Here is a 17,074-nt window from a genome sequence, read left to right as displayed (position 1 = left end):
AAAGACATGCCTCGCAAGGTTATTCAAGCATCAGCTACGACGCCATTCTCTCCTGGCTAAGCGGGCAGATAATGACCCGCAGGAACCTGTGCTCGGTACTCCCGATTTCGCAAAAAAACACGCGCGCAACCAAGCGTGCGCCGTTCAGGCTGATCACTTCGAATTTATATCCGACGCGTGTCAGGAAATGCAGGTATGGGTTCAGGTTTGAGCCTTCCATGAGCGCGACGTTCTTTAGCTGCGGTAACAACCTGGAAATATGCTGCCAGATCAGTTCCGATGGCATGCAGTGCAGCAACCTGCTACCGGCTTTATTGCATTCAGTAATCATGCCGTTGTAATGCAGCGTTAAAACCAGTCTATTTTCGTCATCATCTTCTACTGCAAGCGGCTTTTTGCTCACTGAAAAATGTTTATACTCAATCAAAGGGGGGGTACGCTGGGCAATCATTGCTGTATCTCCTTGTTTGCATTCTATAGCTCATCCGCCTCACACCTCACCCGGAATCCACTTGCCTAGTTGCTATTAACACCTGTTACGGTACTGAAACCAATGGATACGGCGGTTACCTGCTGATTTAAGGATGAACAATTACGCTTCAGGACAAAATACTTTTCATTCACGGCACTAATAATTCACGACACTTACCCGTTTGCAAAAACACCGTGCCTGATTTCCGTGCCCAAAAGTATGCGGATGACTACAATTAATTCAATAGCGTCAAATTTACAACCTAATTTCGACTAACAAAATGAGTGTAAACACGTAAGGGCTAACACGTAGTCACTCAATCCTTTTATCCATGCGGACTATAGAAAAACAGGGGATTTTTTATTTTCTTCAACCGTTTTTCCTGGCAAAAAAACTTCGATCCCGGCAATGCCTGCACCAGCGCATGGCACATGAATAAAGAATGGCCAGACTGGTGCATCAACGCCGCCTGCATGCTCCTTACACCCGGATATCAGCACTGGATAAATCAATATACGTGTTCGCGCGGATTATCTTAGTGCAAAAATATTGCTACTTTATCCACACTCGGTCAGAAAATATTTTCTGAAGTAATGCATTACAAAGGCGATATGCCATGCCGTTACCCGAATTGGAACAAACCATATTTGAAACCATCCTTGGCAGGCGCTCGGTACGGAGCTATGCGCTAAGAAAAGTTGAAGATGGGGTCTTGAAAACACTGCTGGAAGCAGCCGTGTGGGCACCTACGGCCATGCATAAAGAACCATGGGGATTTGTTATCGTACAGAATAAAGATCTCCTGCAAAACCTTTCTACGATCGCAAAACCGCTGTTTCTTGAAGAGCTCAGGAAAACAGGCACCAGGGAGGATATTTTAAAAAACACCGCGGGAAACCTTTTTTATGATGCCGGCACCCTGATCATCATCTGCGCCAGGGCTAATGGCCAGATGCCGATTGCCGATTGCTGGATGGCGGCGGAAAACCTGATGCTGGCCGCCTGTGCCATGAATCTGGGCAGTTGCGTCATTGCATCGGCATTGCCGGCGATGTGCCTGCCGGATGTCAAGGTGACACTGGGCATTCCTCCGGAATTTACAGCGGTTGCACCGATCATTGTCGGTTACCCAAGAACGGAAGCCAGCCCCAGCTCGCGTAAAGCGCCCCTGATACTTAAATCGATTCCCCAGTGATTCTTATGCCACATCCCCACTTGACTGCATGTTCTGAAGCCGCTTTTTCCGCTACCAGGAGAAGACCCCATGTACCAACACATACTCTGCCCGATTGATGGCAGCATGGCCTCAACCGCGGGCATGCTTGAAGCGATCAAGTTAGCGAAAGAGCAGCATGCAGAATTGCATTTTTTCCATGTGATAGACACTTATATCCCGATAGTCGATATGGCGGGCGATTTCAACGTCACCTATATGATCGACATCCTGCGGGAAAACGGAGATAAAATCATCAGGCAAGCGCTTGCCGCCGCCGGGAAATCCGGCGTGACTGCCGACACAAAGTGCATGGAAGCTGTCGGCGGCAGGGCAGCTTTCTACATTGTTAAAGAAGCGGAAAGATGGCCTGCAGACCTCATCGTGATGGGAACGCACGGTCTGAGGGGTATCAGCCGCCTGGTCATGGGCAGCGATGCGGAGAATGTGCTGCGGACCAGCCATGTGCCGGTCTTGCTGGTTAAAAGTCCTCATGCAGAAAGGTAATGATGATGGAAATGGATATCAACCCAAACTTGCAATTCGATCACAGTGACCGCCATATCGCGGCACAGCAGATTCTGTCGTACCTGTTCAGTGATTATCTGGGGTCATTTGTGATCCACTTATGGAATGACAGCAAACTGCGCATAGGCAGCGACCTTTCCGAATTCACACTGAAAATAAAAGATGCCGGCGTACTGCGTGACCTGATACTGTTCCGCGACCCGGTCAGGCTTGCCGAAGCCTATTTCGACGGTGCAATTGAAGTGGACGGTGACTTTAATGCGGCACTTGGCCTGCGTCATTACCTGGAAGACCTCAAGCTGCCGCTGGGCAAAAAGCTGACGCTGCTGATGAAAGTGTTGTTCCTGAATAGATACAAAGCGGGACGGCCGATAGAGTTTGTAAGGGATGGAGAAGCTGCGCGCGATAACGGCAGGGAAACCATCGCCTTTCATTATGACATATCGAATGACTTTTACCGCTTATGGCTGGATGAGCGCATGATCTACTCCTGTGCCTATTTTGAACATCCGCAGCAGAACCTTGAACAGGCGCAGTGCAACAAACTTGACCATATCTGCCGTAAATTGCGTTTGCAGCCCGGGGAAAGCTTTCTTGACATCGGCTGCGGCTGGGGTGCGCTGGCATGCTGGGCAGCCAAACATTACGGGGTACATGCACACGGCATCACGCTCAGCCAGAGCCAATATGAACATGCCTGTGAAGAAGTAAACAGGCAGCACCTGCAAGGAAGGGTATTCATAGAGCTGCGCGATTACCGTGAGCTTGACCAGGCGGTCTCTTATGACAAGATTTCCAGCATCGGCATGTTTGAGCATGTAGGCATCAAAAACCTGCCGGGCTATTTTTCTATCGTCAACCGCCTGCTGAAACCGAATGGCCTGTTCCTTAACCACGGCATCACTACGGACGAGTCAGGCTGGGGCAACTGCGTTTCCAGCAGGTTCATCAACCGCCATGTTTTTCCGGATGGCGAACTGGAAACGGTCAGCACGATTCAATCACTGATGGAAGATGCAGACTTCGAAATCTACGATGTTGAAGGCCTGCGCCCGCATTACGCACTGACGCTCAGGCACTGGGTGCACAGGCTTGAAAAAAACCATGCAAAAGCCATCAGCCTGGTGGGAGAGCGCAACTATCGTATCTGGCGGCTTTACATGACAGGCTGCGCATTGCAGTTCGAACAGGGGCAGACCGGAATTTACCAGATACTGGCCGTGCGCAAGAACAACAGCTTTCCGCCATTGCCGTTGACCCGGCGTGACTTATACGAACCCTGAAACATGAAGCGTAGCCCGCAGCGCTAACCGGAAACATGGAGGAATATCTTGTCGATCAGAGAATTTTGTAAACGAGATTTTGTTGCCGTCGGCCGCGACGATACGGTTTTTAAAGCCGCGGAACTGATGCGCCAGAATCATATCGGAGATGTGCTGGTTGTCAAAAAAATACAGGATGCAGTCCTGCCGGCAGGCATTGTGACCGACCGTGATGTGGTCATAGAAATAGTCGCGCCGGGGCTGGATCCTCATGTCATCACCGTTGGCGACATCATGCTGCCGGTCATCTTCACCATAGAAGAAGATGCCGGAATGTCCGACGCCATCAGGCTGATGGCCGATAAAGGGGTGCGCCGCCTGCCGGTAGTCAGGAAAGACGGCGGGCTGACCGGAATCATCACGCTTGATGACCTGCTGCTGTTGATGGCGAGTCAGTTATGCAGTGTTGCGGAACTGCTGGCCAGGGAACAGCAGAACGAGGCTGACAAGCGCCGCTGAACCGGGACAGGTTTTCAGCGCATTCAGTAAAATCAGAAGGGGTTTCGTTCACTGGGCTTGCTTCCTGAGACGTCGCGCGCCCTGCCCCAGCGCAGCCAGACCCGAAGCTGCCGGTATGATTCCGCATCAAGCATGTCCGGCAGAATCACCAGCCGCGGCGCAAATATGCATGCAAGCCATTTTGCATCCGGCTCCCTGCAGTTCACAACCGTTAGATATGGCGTGACTACCGAATCGCTGCATACATCCACGGATAAGACTCTGCCATCCCTGCGTACAAGCTGCAATTGATTGCGGCTGCTCACGCGCAGGGCAACACATGACCATGGCAGCCACAAAAGGCCATGCCGGCACACCGCATAAGCAACAGCCGTGAACACCGCCATGCCCGCCAGCAATTTAATCTGCCAAGACAGGGCCGGCAGTATTAAAATGGCAGCAGCACCCAGACCCATCATGCAGATCATCAAGGTGAGTGTAATCGAGGGCTTGAAATTAAGCCGTATGGGCTTCATCTTATCGTTCATGACTGCATATCAATTATTTCAATAAAGGTTAACATGAGTACACAACAATGGCATCAATTTCTCCAGGCCTCTGCCCAACAACATCCTCTGAGTGAAATTTCACCATCGTTAATCAATGAAACCGTCATTTGCGACCTTTCTCACCTGGGGCTGCTGCAACTGCAAGGCGCGGATGCATTTACTTTCCTGCAGGGTCAGGTCACGAATGATGTCAAACAGCTGAATGGCAATCTGGCGCACTACAGTGGCTACTGTAACCCTAAAGGCCGCTTGCTGGCCTTGTTCCTGGCATTTGCGCATCAGGAGCATATACATTTGCAGCTGCCTAAGGATTTAATCGCCCCGATTGCCAAACGCCTTAAGATGTACGTGATGCGCAGCAAAGTCGAGATTCAGGATGTCAGCGAATCCATCATTAAAATCGGTGTATATGGCGCCAGGTCGATCGAGCTGCTGGGCAGCTTGTTTCCAGAAATACCGCAAACCGACTATGCGCTGACCGCTCTGGATAGCGGCGCACTCATCAGGCTGCCGGGCAGCCAGCCACGCTTCGAGATTTTTACCGACATCGCCCATGCGCCTGCCATCTGGGATAAGCTGTCGCAGCATGCCAAAACCGTCAATGCAGCCTATTGGGAACTACTGGAGATTCAGGCCGGCATTCCTGAAGTGTACCCGGCCACGCAGGAGGAGTTCGTACCGCAAATGCTGAATCTTGACCTGTTGAATGGCATCAACTTTAAAAAAGGCTGCTACACCGGGCAGGAAATTGTGGCACGCACCCATTATTTAGGTACCGTCAAGCGCCGCAGCCACCTGGCGCATATTGAAACGCATACTGAAAATAGTACAACCCCGCCAAAGCCTGGCGACAACGTGCTCAACAGCAGCGGCGACATCGTAGGTAAAGTTGCAAGATGCGCGCCCTCTTATAACGGCGGCTATGACTTGCTGGCAGAAATCAGGCTGGAAAGTGTTGAAGCTGGATCGTTAAATGTGAATGGCAGTGCCCTGGACATCCTGCAATTGCCCTACGCCTTATAAAATCCAAGCTTGAAATAAAAATGTGATGCAGTGCTGTTGAACCTGACAAACGCAGGTTTGATGGCCTCTATAGCGCTAAGGCTGGGCCTGCTGCTGTAATTGCGCCCGAGGTTGGGCTTGCTGCTGCGGCTGCGCTTCAATCACCTGGAAGAACACTTCATCCTGCTTGATCATGCCGAGCTCGCTTCTGGCACGTTCTTCAATAGCGGCCTTACCGCTTTTCAAATCACGCACTTCTGCATCCAGCATCGCGTTGCGCGCCTTCAATGCAGAATTTTTTTCCTGCTGCACTTGCACTTTGCGATTGAGTTCCCACACGCGCAGCCAGCTCCCTTTGCCCAGCCACAGCGGATACTGCAGCAGGGCAATCAGGATAACGAAGATGAGCGTAAGGGCTTTCAATTTTAACGCTTTAAACGCAGTACGCTTGCATCGGAAGCAACACCAGGCGCATGGGCAGACGCCGCGCAATCAGCACGGCTGGCACATACGGCAAGGTGTCGGTTCGAATACAAGATGGTTACTTGAAGAGCTGGTAGAAAGCAGACTTGCCTGCATAGCTGGTTGCATCGCCAAGTTCTTCTTCAATACGTAATAATTGATTGTACTTGGCAATACGCTCTGAACGGCACAGTGAGCCGGTCTTGATCTGCAATGCATTGGTTGCGACTGAAATATCCGCAATCGTGCTGTCTTCCGTTTCACCTGAACGGTGTGAAACCACGGCGGTATACCCTGCACGCTTCGCCATCTCGATGGTCTGGAATGTCTCGGTCAGCGTACCGATCTGGTTCACCTTGATCAGCACGGAGTTTGCAACACCGCGCTGGATGCCTTCACGCAGGATCTTGCTGTTGGTCACGAACAGGTCATCGCCCACCAGCTGTGTGGTTTTACCCAGGCGCTTGGTCAGGATATCCCAGCCCTCCCAGTCAAACTCGCCCATGCCGTCTTCAATGCTGATGATCGGGTATTTATCACACCATGCAGCAAGGTAATCGGTAAATTGTGCTGAAGTCAGTGCCAGGCCTTCTGATTCCAGGTGGTAGCGGCCATCTTTGTAGAACTCGGTACTTGCGCAATCAAGACCCAGATACACATCACGTCCAGGCTCGTAGCCTGCGTCTGAAATCGCTTCCAGGATATATTGGATCGCAGCTTCGTTAGATGGCAGATTCGGTGCGAAACCACCCTCGTCGCCCACTGTCGTTGCCAGGCCTTTTTTATGCAGTGTTTTTTTCAGGGCATGAAAAATTTCTGCACCGCAGCGAATCGCTTCGCGGAATGTAGGCACGCCAGCCGGAATGATCATGAATTCCTGCATATCCACGCTGTTGTCGGCATGGGCACCACCGTTGATGATGTTCATCATTGGGGTTGGCAATTGCATTGCGCCTGAACCACCCAGGTAACGGTATAAGGGCAAGCCTGATTCTTCAGCTGCTGCACGCGCACATGCCATGGAAACAGCCAGGATCGCATTGGCGCCCAGGCGGTCCTTGTTTTCCGTGCCGTCCAGTTCAATCAGGGTTTTATCGATAAAACTTTGTTCTTCAGCATCTAAGCCGATGATCGCTTCGGTGATTTCAGTATTTACATTTTCAACCGCCTGCAACACGCCTTTGCCCAGGTAACGGTTTTTGTCACCGTCACGCAGCTCCATGGCTTCCTTAGCGCCGGTAGAAGCGCCTGAAGGCACGGCTGCGCGCCCAATTACGCCGCTCTCCAGCAATACGTCAGCCTCAACAGTCGGGTTACCACGTGAATCCAAAATTTCGCGGGCAATAATATCTACAATCGCGCTCATTATTTTCTCCTCAATTTAACTAAATTTATTATTAGCCGCTTACCAAACAACATTAAAACCAATTTAACCGCCGATAAACGCCGATGCACGCCGATGACTTAAATCAAAAATTTAAATTTTTGAATAAGGATAACCACCGCTATTTCAATAACATAACAATAAATTCATCTTAACTGTTTTTATCGGCGTGCATCGGCGTTTATCGGCGGTCGAAAATCAAAGCGTTGTTTCAATAAAACCAGCTTTTTTTACCAACCTATCTAAATCCACCAATACTTCCAGCAAATCTCTCATCTTATGCAGTGGCCATGCGTTCGGGCCATCTGACAATGCCTTGGCAGGATCCGGATGCGTCTCCATGAATACGCCCGCAATGCCGCTGGCCACTGCCGCACGCGCCAGTACCGGCACATGCTCACGCTGGCCGCCGCTCTTGTCACCTTGCCCGCCCGGCTGCTGCACTGAATGGGTTGCATCGAACACCACCGGGCAATCGGTATTGCGCATAATGGCCAGGCCGCGCATATCGGATACCAGGGTGTTATAGCCGAATGAAACACCGCGTTCACACACCATGATATTGTCTGCACCGCCATTGGCTTCCTTGGCTTTTTCTACCACATTCTTCATGTCGCCCGGCGCCATGAACTGGCCTTTCTTGATATTCACCGGTTTGCCGGATTTGGCACACGCCATGATGAAATCGGTCTGTCGGCACAGGAATGCAGGCGTCTGCAGCACATCTACCACGGCGGCCACGTGCGGCACCTGCTCTTCGGTATGCACGTCGGTCAGAATCGGCACGCCGATCTGACGGCGCACTTCGTCAAGGATCTTCAGCCCCTGCTCCATGCCAAAGCCACGGAAAGTCTTGTTGGAACTGCGATTCGCTTTATCGTAAGAAGATTTATAGATGAACGGAATATTCAGCGCGCTCGCAATTTCCTTAAGCTGGCCGGCGGTGTCGATCGCCATCTGCTGTGATTCAATGACACAAGGGCCGGCGATTAAAAACAGTGGGTGCTCAATACCTACATCAAAGTTGCATAGTTTCATTTAGTTAAACCTTAAATTCTTTTTAGCCGCCGATGAACGCCGATAAAAACGGATAAAACCTTAATAGTGATGTTACTGAATAAACGCTGATTTAACTCTCGATTCTACATCCCACGCAATTGAATTATCGGCGTGTATCGGCGTTCATCGGCGGTTAAATTATTTCTTATTCGCCAATGCCGCTTTCACATAAGCCGTAAACAGCGGATGCCCGGTGCGTGGATTAGACGTAAACTCAGGATGGAACTGGCACGCCACAAACCATGGATGCACGTTCTGCGGCAATTCAACCATCTCACACAGGTCTTCTGTCGGCGTCCTCGCAGAGATCACCAGGCCAGCCGCTTTAAGCTGCTCTACATAATGGTTATTCACCTCATAACGATGACGGTGCCGTTCATTGACATGTGAACCATAAATGCCGGCAGCCAAGGTGCCAGGCACGATTGGACAGCTTTGCGCACCCAGGCGCATGGTGCCGCCCAGATCGGAATTCTCATCGCGTTTTTCCGTATTGCCCGAGGCATCCTGCCACTCATCGATCAGGCCGATCAGCTTGTGTGCCGCATCCGGGTTAAACTCGGTGCTGTTCGCACCTTCCAGGCCTGCAACATGACGGGCAAACTCAATTACTGCTAACTGCATACCAAGACAGATGCCTAAGTAAGGCACTTTATTTTCACGTGCGTATTGGATCGCCGCGATCTTGCCTTCCGTACCCCGCACACCAAAGCCGCCGGGCACCAGAATCGCATCCATGCCGGCAAGTGCGCCGGTACCATTCTGCTCAATATCTTCCGAGTCTATGTAATGGATTTTAACTTTCGACTCGGTGTGGATACCGGCATGAATCAATGCTTCTGTCAGCGATTTATAAGATTCTGTCAAGTCGACGTACTTACCAACAAACGCCACATTGACCAGGTGTTTCGGATTAGCAAGCGCGGTAGCAATGCGCTCCCACTCAATAAGATTTGCTGGCTTAGCGGCAATCGCCAGTTTCTTGCAAACGATGCTATCCAGGTGCTGGCCATGCAGCATGCCGGGAATCCGGTAAATAGACTCCGCATCAATCACGCTGATCACCGCTTCGGAAGCCACGTTGGTAAACAGGGCAATTTTTCTGCGCTCCTCTTCAGGAATGTCGCGGTCAGCACGGCACAGCAGAATATCCGGCTGAATACCGATTTCACGCAACTCTTTTACCGAGTGCTGGGTAGGTTTGGTTTTGAGTTCGCCTGCGGTTGGAATCCATGGCAACAGGGTTAAATGGATATAACAGGTATTTTCCCTGCCTTCTTCAAAACCCATCTGGCGGATAGCTTCAAGAAATGGCAGTGACTCAATGTCGCCCACCGTGCCGCCAACCTCAACAATAGCCACATCGGCGCCAGCTGCGCCGCGTTTCACCTGGGCTTTGATTTCATCGGTAATGTGTGGGATCACCTGTACGGTTTTGCCTAAATACTCACCGCGGCGTTCTTTTTTGATCACTGTTTCGTAGATCTGGCCGGCAGTAAAACTATTGCGTTTAGCCATGCGCTGGCTGATAAAGCGTTCGTAGTGACCCAAGTCAAGGTCGGTTTCCGCCCCATCATCCGTCACAAACACTTCACCATGCTGGAATGGACTCATGGTACCGGGGTCAACGTTGATATAAGGATCCAGTTTCAGCATGGTGACTTTGATACCACGTGATTCCAGGATTGCGCCAAGGCTGGCAGCGGAGATACCTTTACCAAGAGAGGAAACAACACCGCCGGTTACGAATACATATTTGGTCATGGGAAAGGAGCTTTAAATTATTTGTTTCAGACGGGAGTCTATTTTACTTTAAAGCCCCCTAGCCTACAAACAAAAACTCTTAATTGAATGTTAATTTTAAACATGCCGCTTTGCATAACACAGTCGCGGAATGACTGCTGATTAAGCGGTAGTTGATATAAATCAAGCGAATATCCCCGCTCCTCCATAAAATTAAGCTTAGCGATTCTGCCTAACAATCAACACTGGGGGATTTAAATTATGTACAAGGAATTATTCAGCTCATATACCGGCATGCTAAGCCTGGGTGTCATCGTATTTGTACTGCTCATGGCAGCATTTTTTCTTCGCCTGTTCCTGACGGCAAAGCCGCTGGACAGCGATAAAAAATAATACATGCCCGGCTAAGCCACATGGGTACAGTCACATAGTTACAGTCACATGGGCTAGGTCCGCCTGGCCCATGCGCCATAGCTTTTGAATTTTTCATGCACCTCCTGCATTTCTTCATGCGTCAACAGGTGCGGCTCCCCTACCTGCAAAGCGCGCAGGTACTGTTCACACAGCGTCTCGACTTCCTCTGCCACCTGCAAAGCCTGATGCAGATCCGCGCCGATCGCGATCAAGCCATGATTCGCAAGCAGGCATGCCTTGCGCCCGGATAATGCCGCCAGGGCATGATCCGACAGCAGCTGGCTGCCGAACAGCGCATAAGGCGCGCAGCGTACCGTATCGCCGCCTGCAACGGCAATCATGTAATGAAATGGCGGAATATCACGCCTGAATGTACTGAGCGTGGTGGCAAACATACTGTGCGTATGAATCACTGCATTGATTTCCGGCCTGTGCTGCAGGATATCGGAATGGAAGCGCCACTCGCTGGAGGGCTCGCAGCGTCCGTGCCAGTGCCCGGAAAAATCCATCCAGACCATATCGTCAACCGTCATCCGGTCCACAGCCATGCCGGACGGCGTGACCAGGAAACCCGGCTGCCCATCATCAGCACAGACCCGCACGCTAGCATTGCCGGACGTACCGCGGTTCAAACCCAGGTGACATAATTGCCGGCTGGCATCCAATAATTGCTGCCGCTGTTGTTGCATGCTTATCTTTCCAGAACGGTTAGAAATGGGTTCTCTGCATCATATGCAGCTGGTCCGGTGCAAATACGCCCTGTTCGGTAATGATGCCGGTCACCAGGCGCGCCGGTGTTACATCAAATGCCGGATTCGCGACATTTGCGCCTTGCGGCAGGATATTCACGCGCGCAACCTCGCCACTGGCAAGCCTGCCGCTCATCCATGCCATCTCATCGGCATGGCGTTCTTCAATTTCAATCGCTTTGACGCCATCGCTTACATTCCAGTCTATGGTTGGCGATGGCACCGCCGCATAAAACGGCACCCAGTGACCGAATGCGGCACTGTCGAAAGCGGCCAGCGCTTTCAGGTAAGTGCCGATCTTGTTGCATACATCCCCGGCTGACGTCACGCGATCCGCGCCTACGACCACCATATCCACCTGCCCCTGCTGCATCAAATGACCACCTGCATTGTCACTGATGACCGTATAGGGCACACCGTGCTGCGCCAGCTCCCACGCGGTAAGGCTGGCTCCCTGGTTGCGCGGCCTGGTTTCGTCCACCCAGATATGCACATCGATGCCGGCATCGTGTGCCGCATACACCGGTGCCAGCGCCGTACCAACATCAACCGTTGCCAGCCACCCCGCATTGCAGTGTGTCAGTATATTGAGCGTGCGGCATTTTTCAGCCTGCATCCGTTCAATCAGTTGCAGGCCATGTGTGCCGATTGCCTGATTGAGCAGCACATCGTCCTCACAGATCAATGCGGCTTCATCCCACGCTGCCTGCCGCCGCGCCTGCTCAGGCAAGGCAAGCAGGCGAAGCAGCATGCGCTCGACCGCCCACCTCAGGTTCACCGCAGTCGGTCTGCTGGCGATCAACCGTTCTGCCGAGATGTGCAGATAGGCATCATCAGCCGCATTAAGCAGCGCCAGTGCCATGCCATAAGCGGCAGCAGCGCCAATCAAGGGCGCCCCGCGCACCTGCATCGTTTTGATTGCGACGACCATCTGCTCAAGGCTGGTAATGGTTTCCACCTTAAACTCATGAGGCAGCCTGGTCTGGTCTATTATTTTGACCGATGGGACACCTCCGCTGGTATCAGGCCAGATCGTCCGATAATGCTGATTGTCTACTAACATAAAAATACTAACTTTTTATACTGTTTAGCGTTAAAAAAATTTAATTTAAAAGTTGACTTTTAACGAGTTCAAAAAATTGAAAAAAATGCTCCACAATATCTGTGGATAACTTTGTGAATAATTGTGATTACAAAATGTAACATACCAATTTATAAGGTTTTTTTAAAAACGCCTATTTTTTAATCTATTATTTAACCTTTATAAATCAATAGCTTACATAACACCCATTGATTAATAAGCGTTTTTAACAAATCGTTAAAGTAGCACTTTAACTGATGTGCATAAGTCAGCCATTTTCGGCAAAACTTTTAAGGCATTGGCACTAGTAATATCAACCACTTGCGACACATTGAGCTGCTTTAATCCGGCTAAAACCTGTGCGATTCCAGGCAATTCCAAAGGGCTATTCCTGCCCCCGCGGCCTACCCATTCAGGCGGTATATCCGGGGCATCCGTTTCCAGCACAATGGCCTCCAAAGGCAGTTTCGCAGCCAGCTCACGTATCTTCAATGCGCGGCTGTAAGTCATGGCACCGCCAAACCCAAGCTTAAAACCCAGGTCAATCAATTGCTGCGCCTGCTGAAAACTGCCGTTGAATGCGTGCGCGATACCACCCGACAGTTTATATTTGCGCAGCTGTTTCAGAATATCATCAATGGCATTGCGCACATGCAGAATCACCGGCAGCCCGTGATGCCGGGCAATATTCAGCTGCTCCACAAAAAACAGGTGCTGGCGCCCGGTATTATCAGGATTATCGCGCGGGTTCGTCAGAAAATAATCCAGACCGATTTCACCGATCGCCACCGGATCATTATCCCGGACATATTGTTCCAGTATTTGCAGGTCTTCCGGCTGTGCCGCATCAACATACATAGGATGAATACCCAGGGCATAAACGCAATTCTGGTGCCGGGCCCCTAACGCAATCACATCGTCGAAGTTATTTCGCGCCACAGCCGGCACCACGATGCCGCAGATGCCCTTTTGCATGGCCTGCCCGGCAATACTGTCCCGGTCCGCATCGAATTCCGCTGCATCAAGATGGCAATGTGTATCGATGAGCATCATGGACTGGATAAACCTTAAGTGAGCGTCTTGGCAGGTTTTGCCTGTATCCGCAGATCACGGCCAACCTGACGCACATCAAGCAGCTGCAGAACCGTCACTTGCTGCATCTGCGTGAGCTCCGGCATCGCAAACATCGCCTTTGCAGCATCCCCCATCAGTTTGGGAGCGTAATAGAAAATAAACTCATCGATCAGGCCTGCATGCAGCAGCGCGCCATTAAGGCCCTGCCCGGCTTCCACCAGCACTTCATTGATGCCGCGCTGCGCGAGCGCACGCAGCAAGCCTTGCAGGTCTACTTTGCTTGCAGGGTCAGCCAACGGCAGGAGTTCCGCACCCGCCTGCATGAGCCTGGCGGCGCGCTGCGGATGGCCTTCCGCGTATGCCACCAGTACCGGGCTATGCTTCAGGATCACAGGATCCAGGATCTTGCTATCTGGCGGCGTCTGCAGGCGGCTATCCACAATCACCCGCAGCGGTTGCCGCGTGGTATTTTCGAGCCGCACCGTCATGCTCGGGTCATCGGCCAGCACCGTGCCGATACCGGTGATAATGGCGCAAGATTGCGCCCGCCACTGCTGCACATCCTGCCGCGCCTGTTCACCCGTAATCCACTGGCTTTTACCGTTGTTCAGCGCGGTACGCCCATCCAGGCTCGCTGCAATTTTAGAACGGACATAAGGCAAGCCACGCGTCATACGCGAGATAAACCCCGCATTCAAGGCACGCGCCTCATGCTCCATGACGCCTACAATCACCTCTATGCCCAGTGCCCGTAGCGCGGCAACGCCGCGTCCGGCCACCAGCGGATTCGGATCCTGCATCGCGATAATCACGCGCCTGGGCTTTACGCCAATCACGGCCTCCACACACGGCGGCGTCCTGCCATGGTGACTGCATGGCTCCAGCGTCACATAAACATCGGCACCTTCGGCCTGCGCAGCTGCCTGGCGCAACGCATGCACCTCCGCATGCGGCTCGCCCGCTTTCAGGTGCGCACCGGATCCGACCATATGGTTATCTTTAACGATCACGCAGCCCACCCGCGGATTAGGGGTGGTGGTGAACAAACCCTGCGCGGCAAGGCGCAACGCCTGCGCCATCCAGCGGAAATCTTGATTGGTAGGCACTGCCATAATGAAATATCGTGAAATTTAGTGAGAAGAGATGCGGCTGCTGACCAAGCGGCCATCCTGGTCAAAGAAAATGAGCAAGCCATGATAGACGTGCATGCATTTACCCAGGTCATATTCAATCGAGCTTTCATCCTCGAATGCAGGACGCCCAAGCAAAGCCGTGACAGCCTGGCGCTGTGCGCCCCTGGCAAGGATGTTCTGCTGCAGGTCATAAGCCATGTCACCGCGCTTGCATTCATTTTTAGTGCTGGTGGCAAGCTGTATCCATTTCACCTGGTCAAACTTCTCGCCGTTAAACACGAATTTATCCTTGAATGCCCACCAGGTAAAAAACACTATCGTGAGAATGAATGTAAATACTGCGAAAGCAATTGTCGCGTTCCTGATCAGTTTCATGCAGCCTCCAAAGGTATAGCCTGATAATGATGCCGTTAATCCAGGTCACGGATGACATCGCTGAAATCATCCACATCAGAGAAACTGCGGTATACCGATGCAAAGCGGATATAAGCGACTTTATCCATCATTTTTAGTTCATGCATGACCATCTCACCCAGATCGCGCGCCGGCACTTCGCGGTCACCGCGCGCCAGGATTTTTTGCGTGATATGGTCAAGCGCCTTATCTACATACTCTGTAGGCACCGGGCGCTTATGCAGCGCACGCGTGAATGAAAGCCGCAATTTATCACGCTTGAATTCCTCGCGCGTGCCATTCTGCTTGACTACCTGCGGCAGGTGCAGGTCTGCCGTTTCGTAAGTCGTGAAACGTTTATCGCAGACCACGCACTTACGCCTGCGGCGAATGGAGTCACCCTCGTCATTGACCCGTGAATCAATGACCTGTGTATCGTCAGCACCGCAGAAAGGGCATTTCATGATAACGTGAAACGTGAAAAACACACAGTGGGTGAAACGTGAAATGTGAAACGTGGGAAATCACCAACAGTTTCATTATGTAGGTTACGCCTCACATCTAAACACTTTTCACTTTTCACATTTCACCTTTCACAGGTTTTCAAGCGTAAACCGGGAACCTGGCTGTCAAAGCATGCACTTTAGCTTTTGTCGCTGCAATCACGGCTTCATCAGCCGGGTTATCCAGCACATCGGCAATCAGGTTAGCCACTTGCCTTGCCTCTTCTTCCTTGAAGCCACGCGTAGTGATTGCCGGCGCGCCGATACGGATGCCGGAAGTCACGAACGGGCTTTCCGGGTCGTTAGGAATGGCGTTCTTGTTGACGGTGATATGCGCCAGACCCAGTGCGGCATCGGCAGCCTTGCCAGTCAGGCCTTTAGGACGCAGGTCCACCATGAACATATGTGACTCGGTGCGGCCTGAGATAATGCGTAAACCACGACTGGCCAGCGTTTCCGCCATCGCCTGTGCATTTTTCAGCACTTGTGCCTGATAGGTTTTGAATTCAGGCTGTGATGCTTCAAGGAACGCAGTCGCCTTTGCTGCGATCACGTGCATCAGCGGGCCGCCTTGCAGGCTTGGGAATACATTGGAGTTCAATGATTTTTCGAACTCGGCCCTGGCAAGAATGATACCGCCGCGTGGCCCACGCAGCGTTTTGTGAGTGGTTGAAGTCACAAAATCAGCATGCGGCACCGGGTTCGGATAAACACCGGCGGCAATCAGGCCTGAATAATGCGCCATATCCACCATGAAATAAGCCCCTACTTTTTTCGCGATCTCGGCCATGCGCGCCCAGTCAAAGCGCAAGGCGTAAGCAGAAGCGCCGCCGATCAGAAGTTTAGGTTTGCATTCAACGGCAATGCGCTCCATCTCGTCGTAATCAATTTCCTCTTTATCGTTCAGGCCATAAGGCACGATATTGAACAGTTTGCCGGAAAGGTTGGCCGGTGAGCCGTGGGTCAAATGCCCGCCATGACCCAGGTTCATGCCCATGACCGTATCGCCCGGTTTCAGGATGGAGAAATAAACGGCCTGATTGGCCTGTGAGCCTGAGTGCGGCTGCACGTTGGCATATTCGGCACCGTAAAGCGCTTTCAGGCGATCAATCGCCAGCTGCTCGACCTGGTCTACAAATTCACAGCCGCCGTAAAAGCGTTTACCCGGATAACCCTCAGCATACTTATTGGTGAGCTGAGAACCCTGTGCCTGCATCACTGCCGGGCTGGTGTAGTTTTCAGAGGCAATCAACTCGATATGTTCATGCTGACGCACAACCTCTTGCTCGATCATGCCCCATAAAGCAGGATCGGCTTTGTTTAAGGTATTTGCGTAGTTAAATGGTGCCTGATTTGGTGAAGCAAGTGACATGGTTTTTAGTTTTCCAAATATTTGAATAAAAAGAAGCTGTTGCATTTTACCACGCCAACGCCGCAACGTTAAAGCCTCCATTAATATTCAAAACACGTAACGTCACTCAATAATCATGGCTGAATTCAACCAGCCTGGTTTAAATTGGTGCATGAGGAATCAC

Annotated in this window: 19 protein-coding genes; 6 read left to right on the top strand and 13 right to left on the bottom strand. The window is 51.6% G+C overall.

Annotation, left to right across the window (positions count from 1 at the left end; genetic code table 11):
- Nucleotides 1-34: 34 nt before the first annotated feature.
- Nucleotides 35-451 (bottom strand): hypothetical protein, encoded by a 417-nt coding sequence (locus GQ51_RS00735; protein ID WP_052177623.1) that lies wholly within the window; start codon nucleotides 449-451, stop codon nucleotides 35-37.
- Nucleotides 452-1,088: 637 nt separating this feature from the next.
- Between GQ51_RS00735 and GQ51_RS00730 the strand changes: the two genes are divergently transcribed.
- The 4 genes from GQ51_RS00730 (at nucleotide 1,089) to GQ51_RS00715 (ending at nucleotide 3,994) form a co-directional block, all read left to right on the top strand.
- A complete protein-coding gene (locus GQ51_RS00730; RefSeq protein WP_047548557.1) occupies nucleotides 1,089-1,667 on the top strand; it encodes a nitroreductase family protein in 579 nt (192 codons plus the stop codon).
- A gap of 69 nt (nucleotides 1,668-1,736) precedes the next feature.
- Nucleotides 1,737-2,192 carry a universal stress protein gene (locus tag GQ51_RS00725; protein ID WP_047548554.1) on the top strand — a complete coding sequence of 152 codons (456 nt, stop codon included), beginning with the start codon at nucleotides 1,737-1,739 and terminating at the stop codon, nucleotides 2,190-2,192.
- A gap of 11 nt (nucleotides 2,193-2,203) precedes the next feature.
- On the top strand, nucleotides 2,204-3,496 hold the full coding sequence (locus tag GQ51_RS00720; protein WP_047553441.1) for an SAM-dependent methyltransferase: 1,293 nt from the start codon (nucleotides 2,204-2,206) through the stop codon (nucleotides 3,494-3,496).
- Nucleotides 3,497-3,544: 48 nt separating this feature from the next.
- Nucleotides 3,545-3,994: a CBS domain-containing protein gene (locus GQ51_RS00715; protein WP_047548551.1), complete on the top strand. Its 450-nt coding sequence runs from the start codon at nucleotides 3,545-3,547 to the stop codon at nucleotides 3,992-3,994.
- 32 nt (nucleotides 3,995-4,026) lie between these two features.
- Here GQ51_RS00715 and GQ51_RS00710 read toward each other — a convergent pair whose 3' ends face one another.
- Nucleotides 4,027-4,521 (bottom strand): protein YgfX, encoded by a 495-nt coding sequence (locus GQ51_RS00710; protein WP_152604088.1) that lies wholly within the window; start codon nucleotides 4,519-4,521, stop codon nucleotides 4,027-4,029.
- A 33-nt stretch (nucleotides 4,522-4,554) separates the two neighbouring features.
- Between GQ51_RS00710 and ygfZ the strand changes: the two genes are divergently transcribed.
- The gene (ygfZ, locus tag GQ51_RS00705; RefSeq protein ID WP_047548544.1) at nucleotides 4,555-5,565 is read left to right on the top strand and encodes a CAF17-like 4Fe-4S cluster assembly/insertion protein YgfZ; all 1,011 of its coding nucleotides are present in this window, start codon (nucleotides 4,555-4,557) and stop codon (nucleotides 5,563-5,565) included.
- A 75-nt stretch (nucleotides 5,566-5,640) separates the two neighbouring features.
- Here the strand turns inward: ygfZ and ftsB are convergent, their stop codons facing one another.
- The 4 genes from ftsB to GQ51_RS00685 all read right to left on the bottom strand — a co-directional run bounded on the left by ftsB (nucleotide 5,641) and on the right by GQ51_RS00685 (nucleotide 10,213).
- Nucleotides 5,641-5,967 (bottom strand): cell division protein FtsB, encoded by a 327-nt coding sequence (gene ftsB / locus GQ51_RS00700; protein WP_047548543.1) that lies wholly within the window; start codon nucleotides 5,965-5,967, stop codon nucleotides 5,641-5,643.
- 118 nt (nucleotides 5,968-6,085) lie between these two features.
- A complete protein-coding gene (eno, locus tag GQ51_RS00695; RefSeq protein ID WP_047548539.1) occupies nucleotides 6,086-7,372 on the bottom strand; it encodes a phosphopyruvate hydratase in 1,287 nt (428 codons plus the stop codon).
- A 216-nt stretch (nucleotides 7,373-7,588) separates the two neighbouring features.
- Entirely contained in the window at nucleotides 7,589-8,428 is an 840-nt protein-coding gene (kdsA, locus tag GQ51_RS00690) for a 3-deoxy-8-phosphooctulonate synthase (protein WP_047548536.1), read from the bottom strand.
- Nucleotides 8,429-8,587: 159 nt separating this feature from the next.
- The gene (locus tag GQ51_RS00685; protein ID WP_047548534.1) at nucleotides 8,588-10,213 is read right to left on the bottom strand and encodes a CTP synthase; all 1,626 of its coding nucleotides are present in this window, start codon (nucleotides 10,211-10,213) and stop codon (nucleotides 8,588-8,590) included.
- A gap of 240 nt (nucleotides 10,214-10,453) precedes the next feature.
- On the opposite strand from GQ51_RS00685, the gene GQ51_RS12090 reads away from it, so the two are divergent.
- Complete coding sequence (locus GQ51_RS12090) at nucleotides 10,454-10,585, top strand: DUF3149 domain-containing protein (protein ID WP_081987060.1); 132 nt, start codon at nucleotides 10,454-10,456, stop codon at nucleotides 10,583-10,585.
- 53 nt (nucleotides 10,586-10,638) lie between these two features.
- Here the strand turns inward: GQ51_RS12090 and GQ51_RS00680 are convergent, their stop codons facing one another.
- The 7 genes from GQ51_RS00680 to glyA form a co-directional block, all read right to left on the bottom strand.
- Nucleotides 10,639-11,295 carry a class II aldolase/adducin family protein gene (locus GQ51_RS00680; RefSeq protein WP_047548533.1) on the bottom strand — a complete coding sequence of 219 codons (657 nt, stop codon included), beginning with the start codon at nucleotides 11,293-11,295 and terminating at the stop codon, nucleotides 10,639-10,641.
- A 19-nt stretch (nucleotides 11,296-11,314) separates the two neighbouring features.
- On the bottom strand, nucleotides 11,315-12,418 hold the full coding sequence (mtnA, locus tag GQ51_RS00675) for an S-methyl-5-thioribose-1-phosphate isomerase (RefSeq protein ID WP_047548530.1): 1,104 nt from the start codon (nucleotides 12,416-12,418) through the stop codon (nucleotides 11,315-11,317).
- A gap of 255 nt (nucleotides 12,419-12,673) precedes the next feature.
- On the bottom strand, nucleotides 12,674-13,486 hold the full coding sequence (locus GQ51_RS00670; RefSeq protein WP_047553436.1) for a TatD family hydrolase: 813 nt from the start codon (nucleotides 13,484-13,486) through the stop codon (nucleotides 12,674-12,676).
- Between the two features lie 17 nt (nucleotides 13,487-13,503).
- On the bottom strand, nucleotides 13,504-14,622 hold the full coding sequence (gene ribD, locus GQ51_RS00665) for a bifunctional diaminohydroxyphosphoribosylaminopyrimidine deaminase/5-amino-6-(5-phosphoribosylamino)uracil reductase RibD (RefSeq protein WP_047548527.1): 1,119 nt from the start codon (nucleotides 14,620-14,622) through the stop codon (nucleotides 13,504-13,506).
- A gap of 18 nt (nucleotides 14,623-14,640) precedes the next feature.
- Complete coding sequence (locus GQ51_RS00660; RefSeq protein WP_047548523.1) at nucleotides 14,641-15,018, bottom strand: hypothetical protein; 378 nt, start codon at nucleotides 15,016-15,018, stop codon at nucleotides 14,641-14,643.
- Nucleotides 15,019-15,053: 35 nt separating this feature from the next.
- Nucleotides 15,054-15,500, bottom strand: coding sequence for a transcriptional regulator NrdR (nrdR, locus tag GQ51_RS00655; protein ID WP_047548520.1), 447 nt, complete (start codon nucleotides 15,498-15,500; stop codon nucleotides 15,054-15,056).
- Between the two features lie 139 nt (nucleotides 15,501-15,639).
- On the bottom strand, nucleotides 15,640-16,911 hold the full coding sequence (glyA, locus tag GQ51_RS00650) for a serine hydroxymethyltransferase (protein WP_047548516.1): 1,272 nt from the start codon (nucleotides 16,909-16,911) through the stop codon (nucleotides 15,640-15,642).
- Nucleotides 16,912-17,074: the final 163 nt, after the last annotated feature.

It is taken from the genome of Methylotenera sp. G11, from assembly GCF_000799735.1.
GTDB lineage: Bacteria > Pseudomonadota > Gammaproteobacteria > Burkholderiales > Methylophilaceae > Methylotenera.
Note: the sequence above shows the minus strand (reverse complement) of the source record. Positions and strands in the feature narration are given on the sequence as shown.

What these genes read in the sequence shown, in the direction of transcription:
- kdsA (WP_047548536.1), bottom strand. Translation starts at nt 8,428, where the DNA reads ATGAAACTATGCAACTTTGATGTAGGTATTGAGCACCCACTGTTTTTA.
- GQ51_RS00730 (WP_047548557.1), top strand. Translation starts at nt 1,089, where the DNA reads ATGCCGTTACCCGAATTGGAACAAACCATATTTGAAACCATCCTTGGC.
- mtnA (WP_047548530.1), bottom strand. Translation starts at nt 12,418, where the DNA reads ATGTTAGTAGACAATCAGCATTATCGGACGATCTGGCCTGATACCAGC.
- GQ51_RS00680 (WP_047548533.1), bottom strand. Translation starts at nt 11,295, where the DNA reads ATGCAACAACAGCGGCAGCAATTATTGGATGCCAGCCGGCAATTATGT.
- ygfZ (WP_047548544.1), top strand. Translation starts at nt 4,555, where the DNA reads ATGAGTACACAACAATGGCATCAATTTCTCCAGGCCTCTGCCCAACAA.
- GQ51_RS00670 (WP_047553436.1), bottom strand. Translation starts at nt 13,486, where the DNA reads ATGCTCATCGATACACATTGCCATCTTGATGCAGCGGAATTCGATGCG.
- GQ51_RS00720 (WP_047553441.1), top strand. Translation starts at nt 2,204, where the DNA reads ATGGATATCAACCCAAACTTGCAATTCGATCACAGTGACCGCCATATC.
- ribD (WP_047548527.1), bottom strand. Translation starts at nt 14,622, where the DNA reads ATGGCAGTGCCTACCAATCAAGATTTCCGCTGGATGGCGCAGGCGTTG.
- GQ51_RS00685 (WP_047548534.1), bottom strand. Translation starts at nt 10,213, where the DNA reads ATGACCAAATATGTATTCGTAACCGGCGGTGTTGTTTCCTCTCTTGGT.
- GQ51_RS00735 (WP_052177623.1), bottom strand. Translation starts at nt 451, where the DNA reads ATGATTGCCCAGCGTACCCCCCCTTTGATTGAGTATAAACATTTTTCA.
- GQ51_RS00660 (WP_047548523.1), bottom strand. Translation starts at nt 15,018, where the DNA reads ATGAAACTGATCAGGAACGCGACAATTGCTTTCGCAGTATTTACATTC.
- glyA (WP_047548516.1), bottom strand. Translation starts at nt 16,911, where the DNA reads ATGTCACTTGCTTCACCAAATCAGGCACCATTTAACTACGCAAATACC.
- GQ51_RS12090 (WP_081987060.1), top strand. Translation starts at nt 10,454, where the DNA reads ATGTACAAGGAATTATTCAGCTCATATACCGGCATGCTAAGCCTGGGT.
- GQ51_RS00725 (WP_047548554.1), top strand. Translation starts at nt 1,737, where the DNA reads ATGTACCAACACATACTCTGCCCGATTGATGGCAGCATGGCCTCAACC.
- eno (WP_047548539.1), bottom strand. Translation starts at nt 7,372, where the DNA reads ATGAGCGCGATTGTAGATATTATTGCCCGCGAAATTTTGGATTCACGT.
- nrdR (WP_047548520.1), bottom strand. Translation starts at nt 15,500, where the DNA reads ATGAAATGCCCTTTCTGCGGTGCTGACGATACACAGGTCATTGATTCA.
- GQ51_RS00710 (WP_152604088.1), bottom strand. Translation starts at nt 4,521, where the DNA reads ATGAACGATAAGATGAAGCCCATACGGCTTAATTTCAAGCCCTCGATT.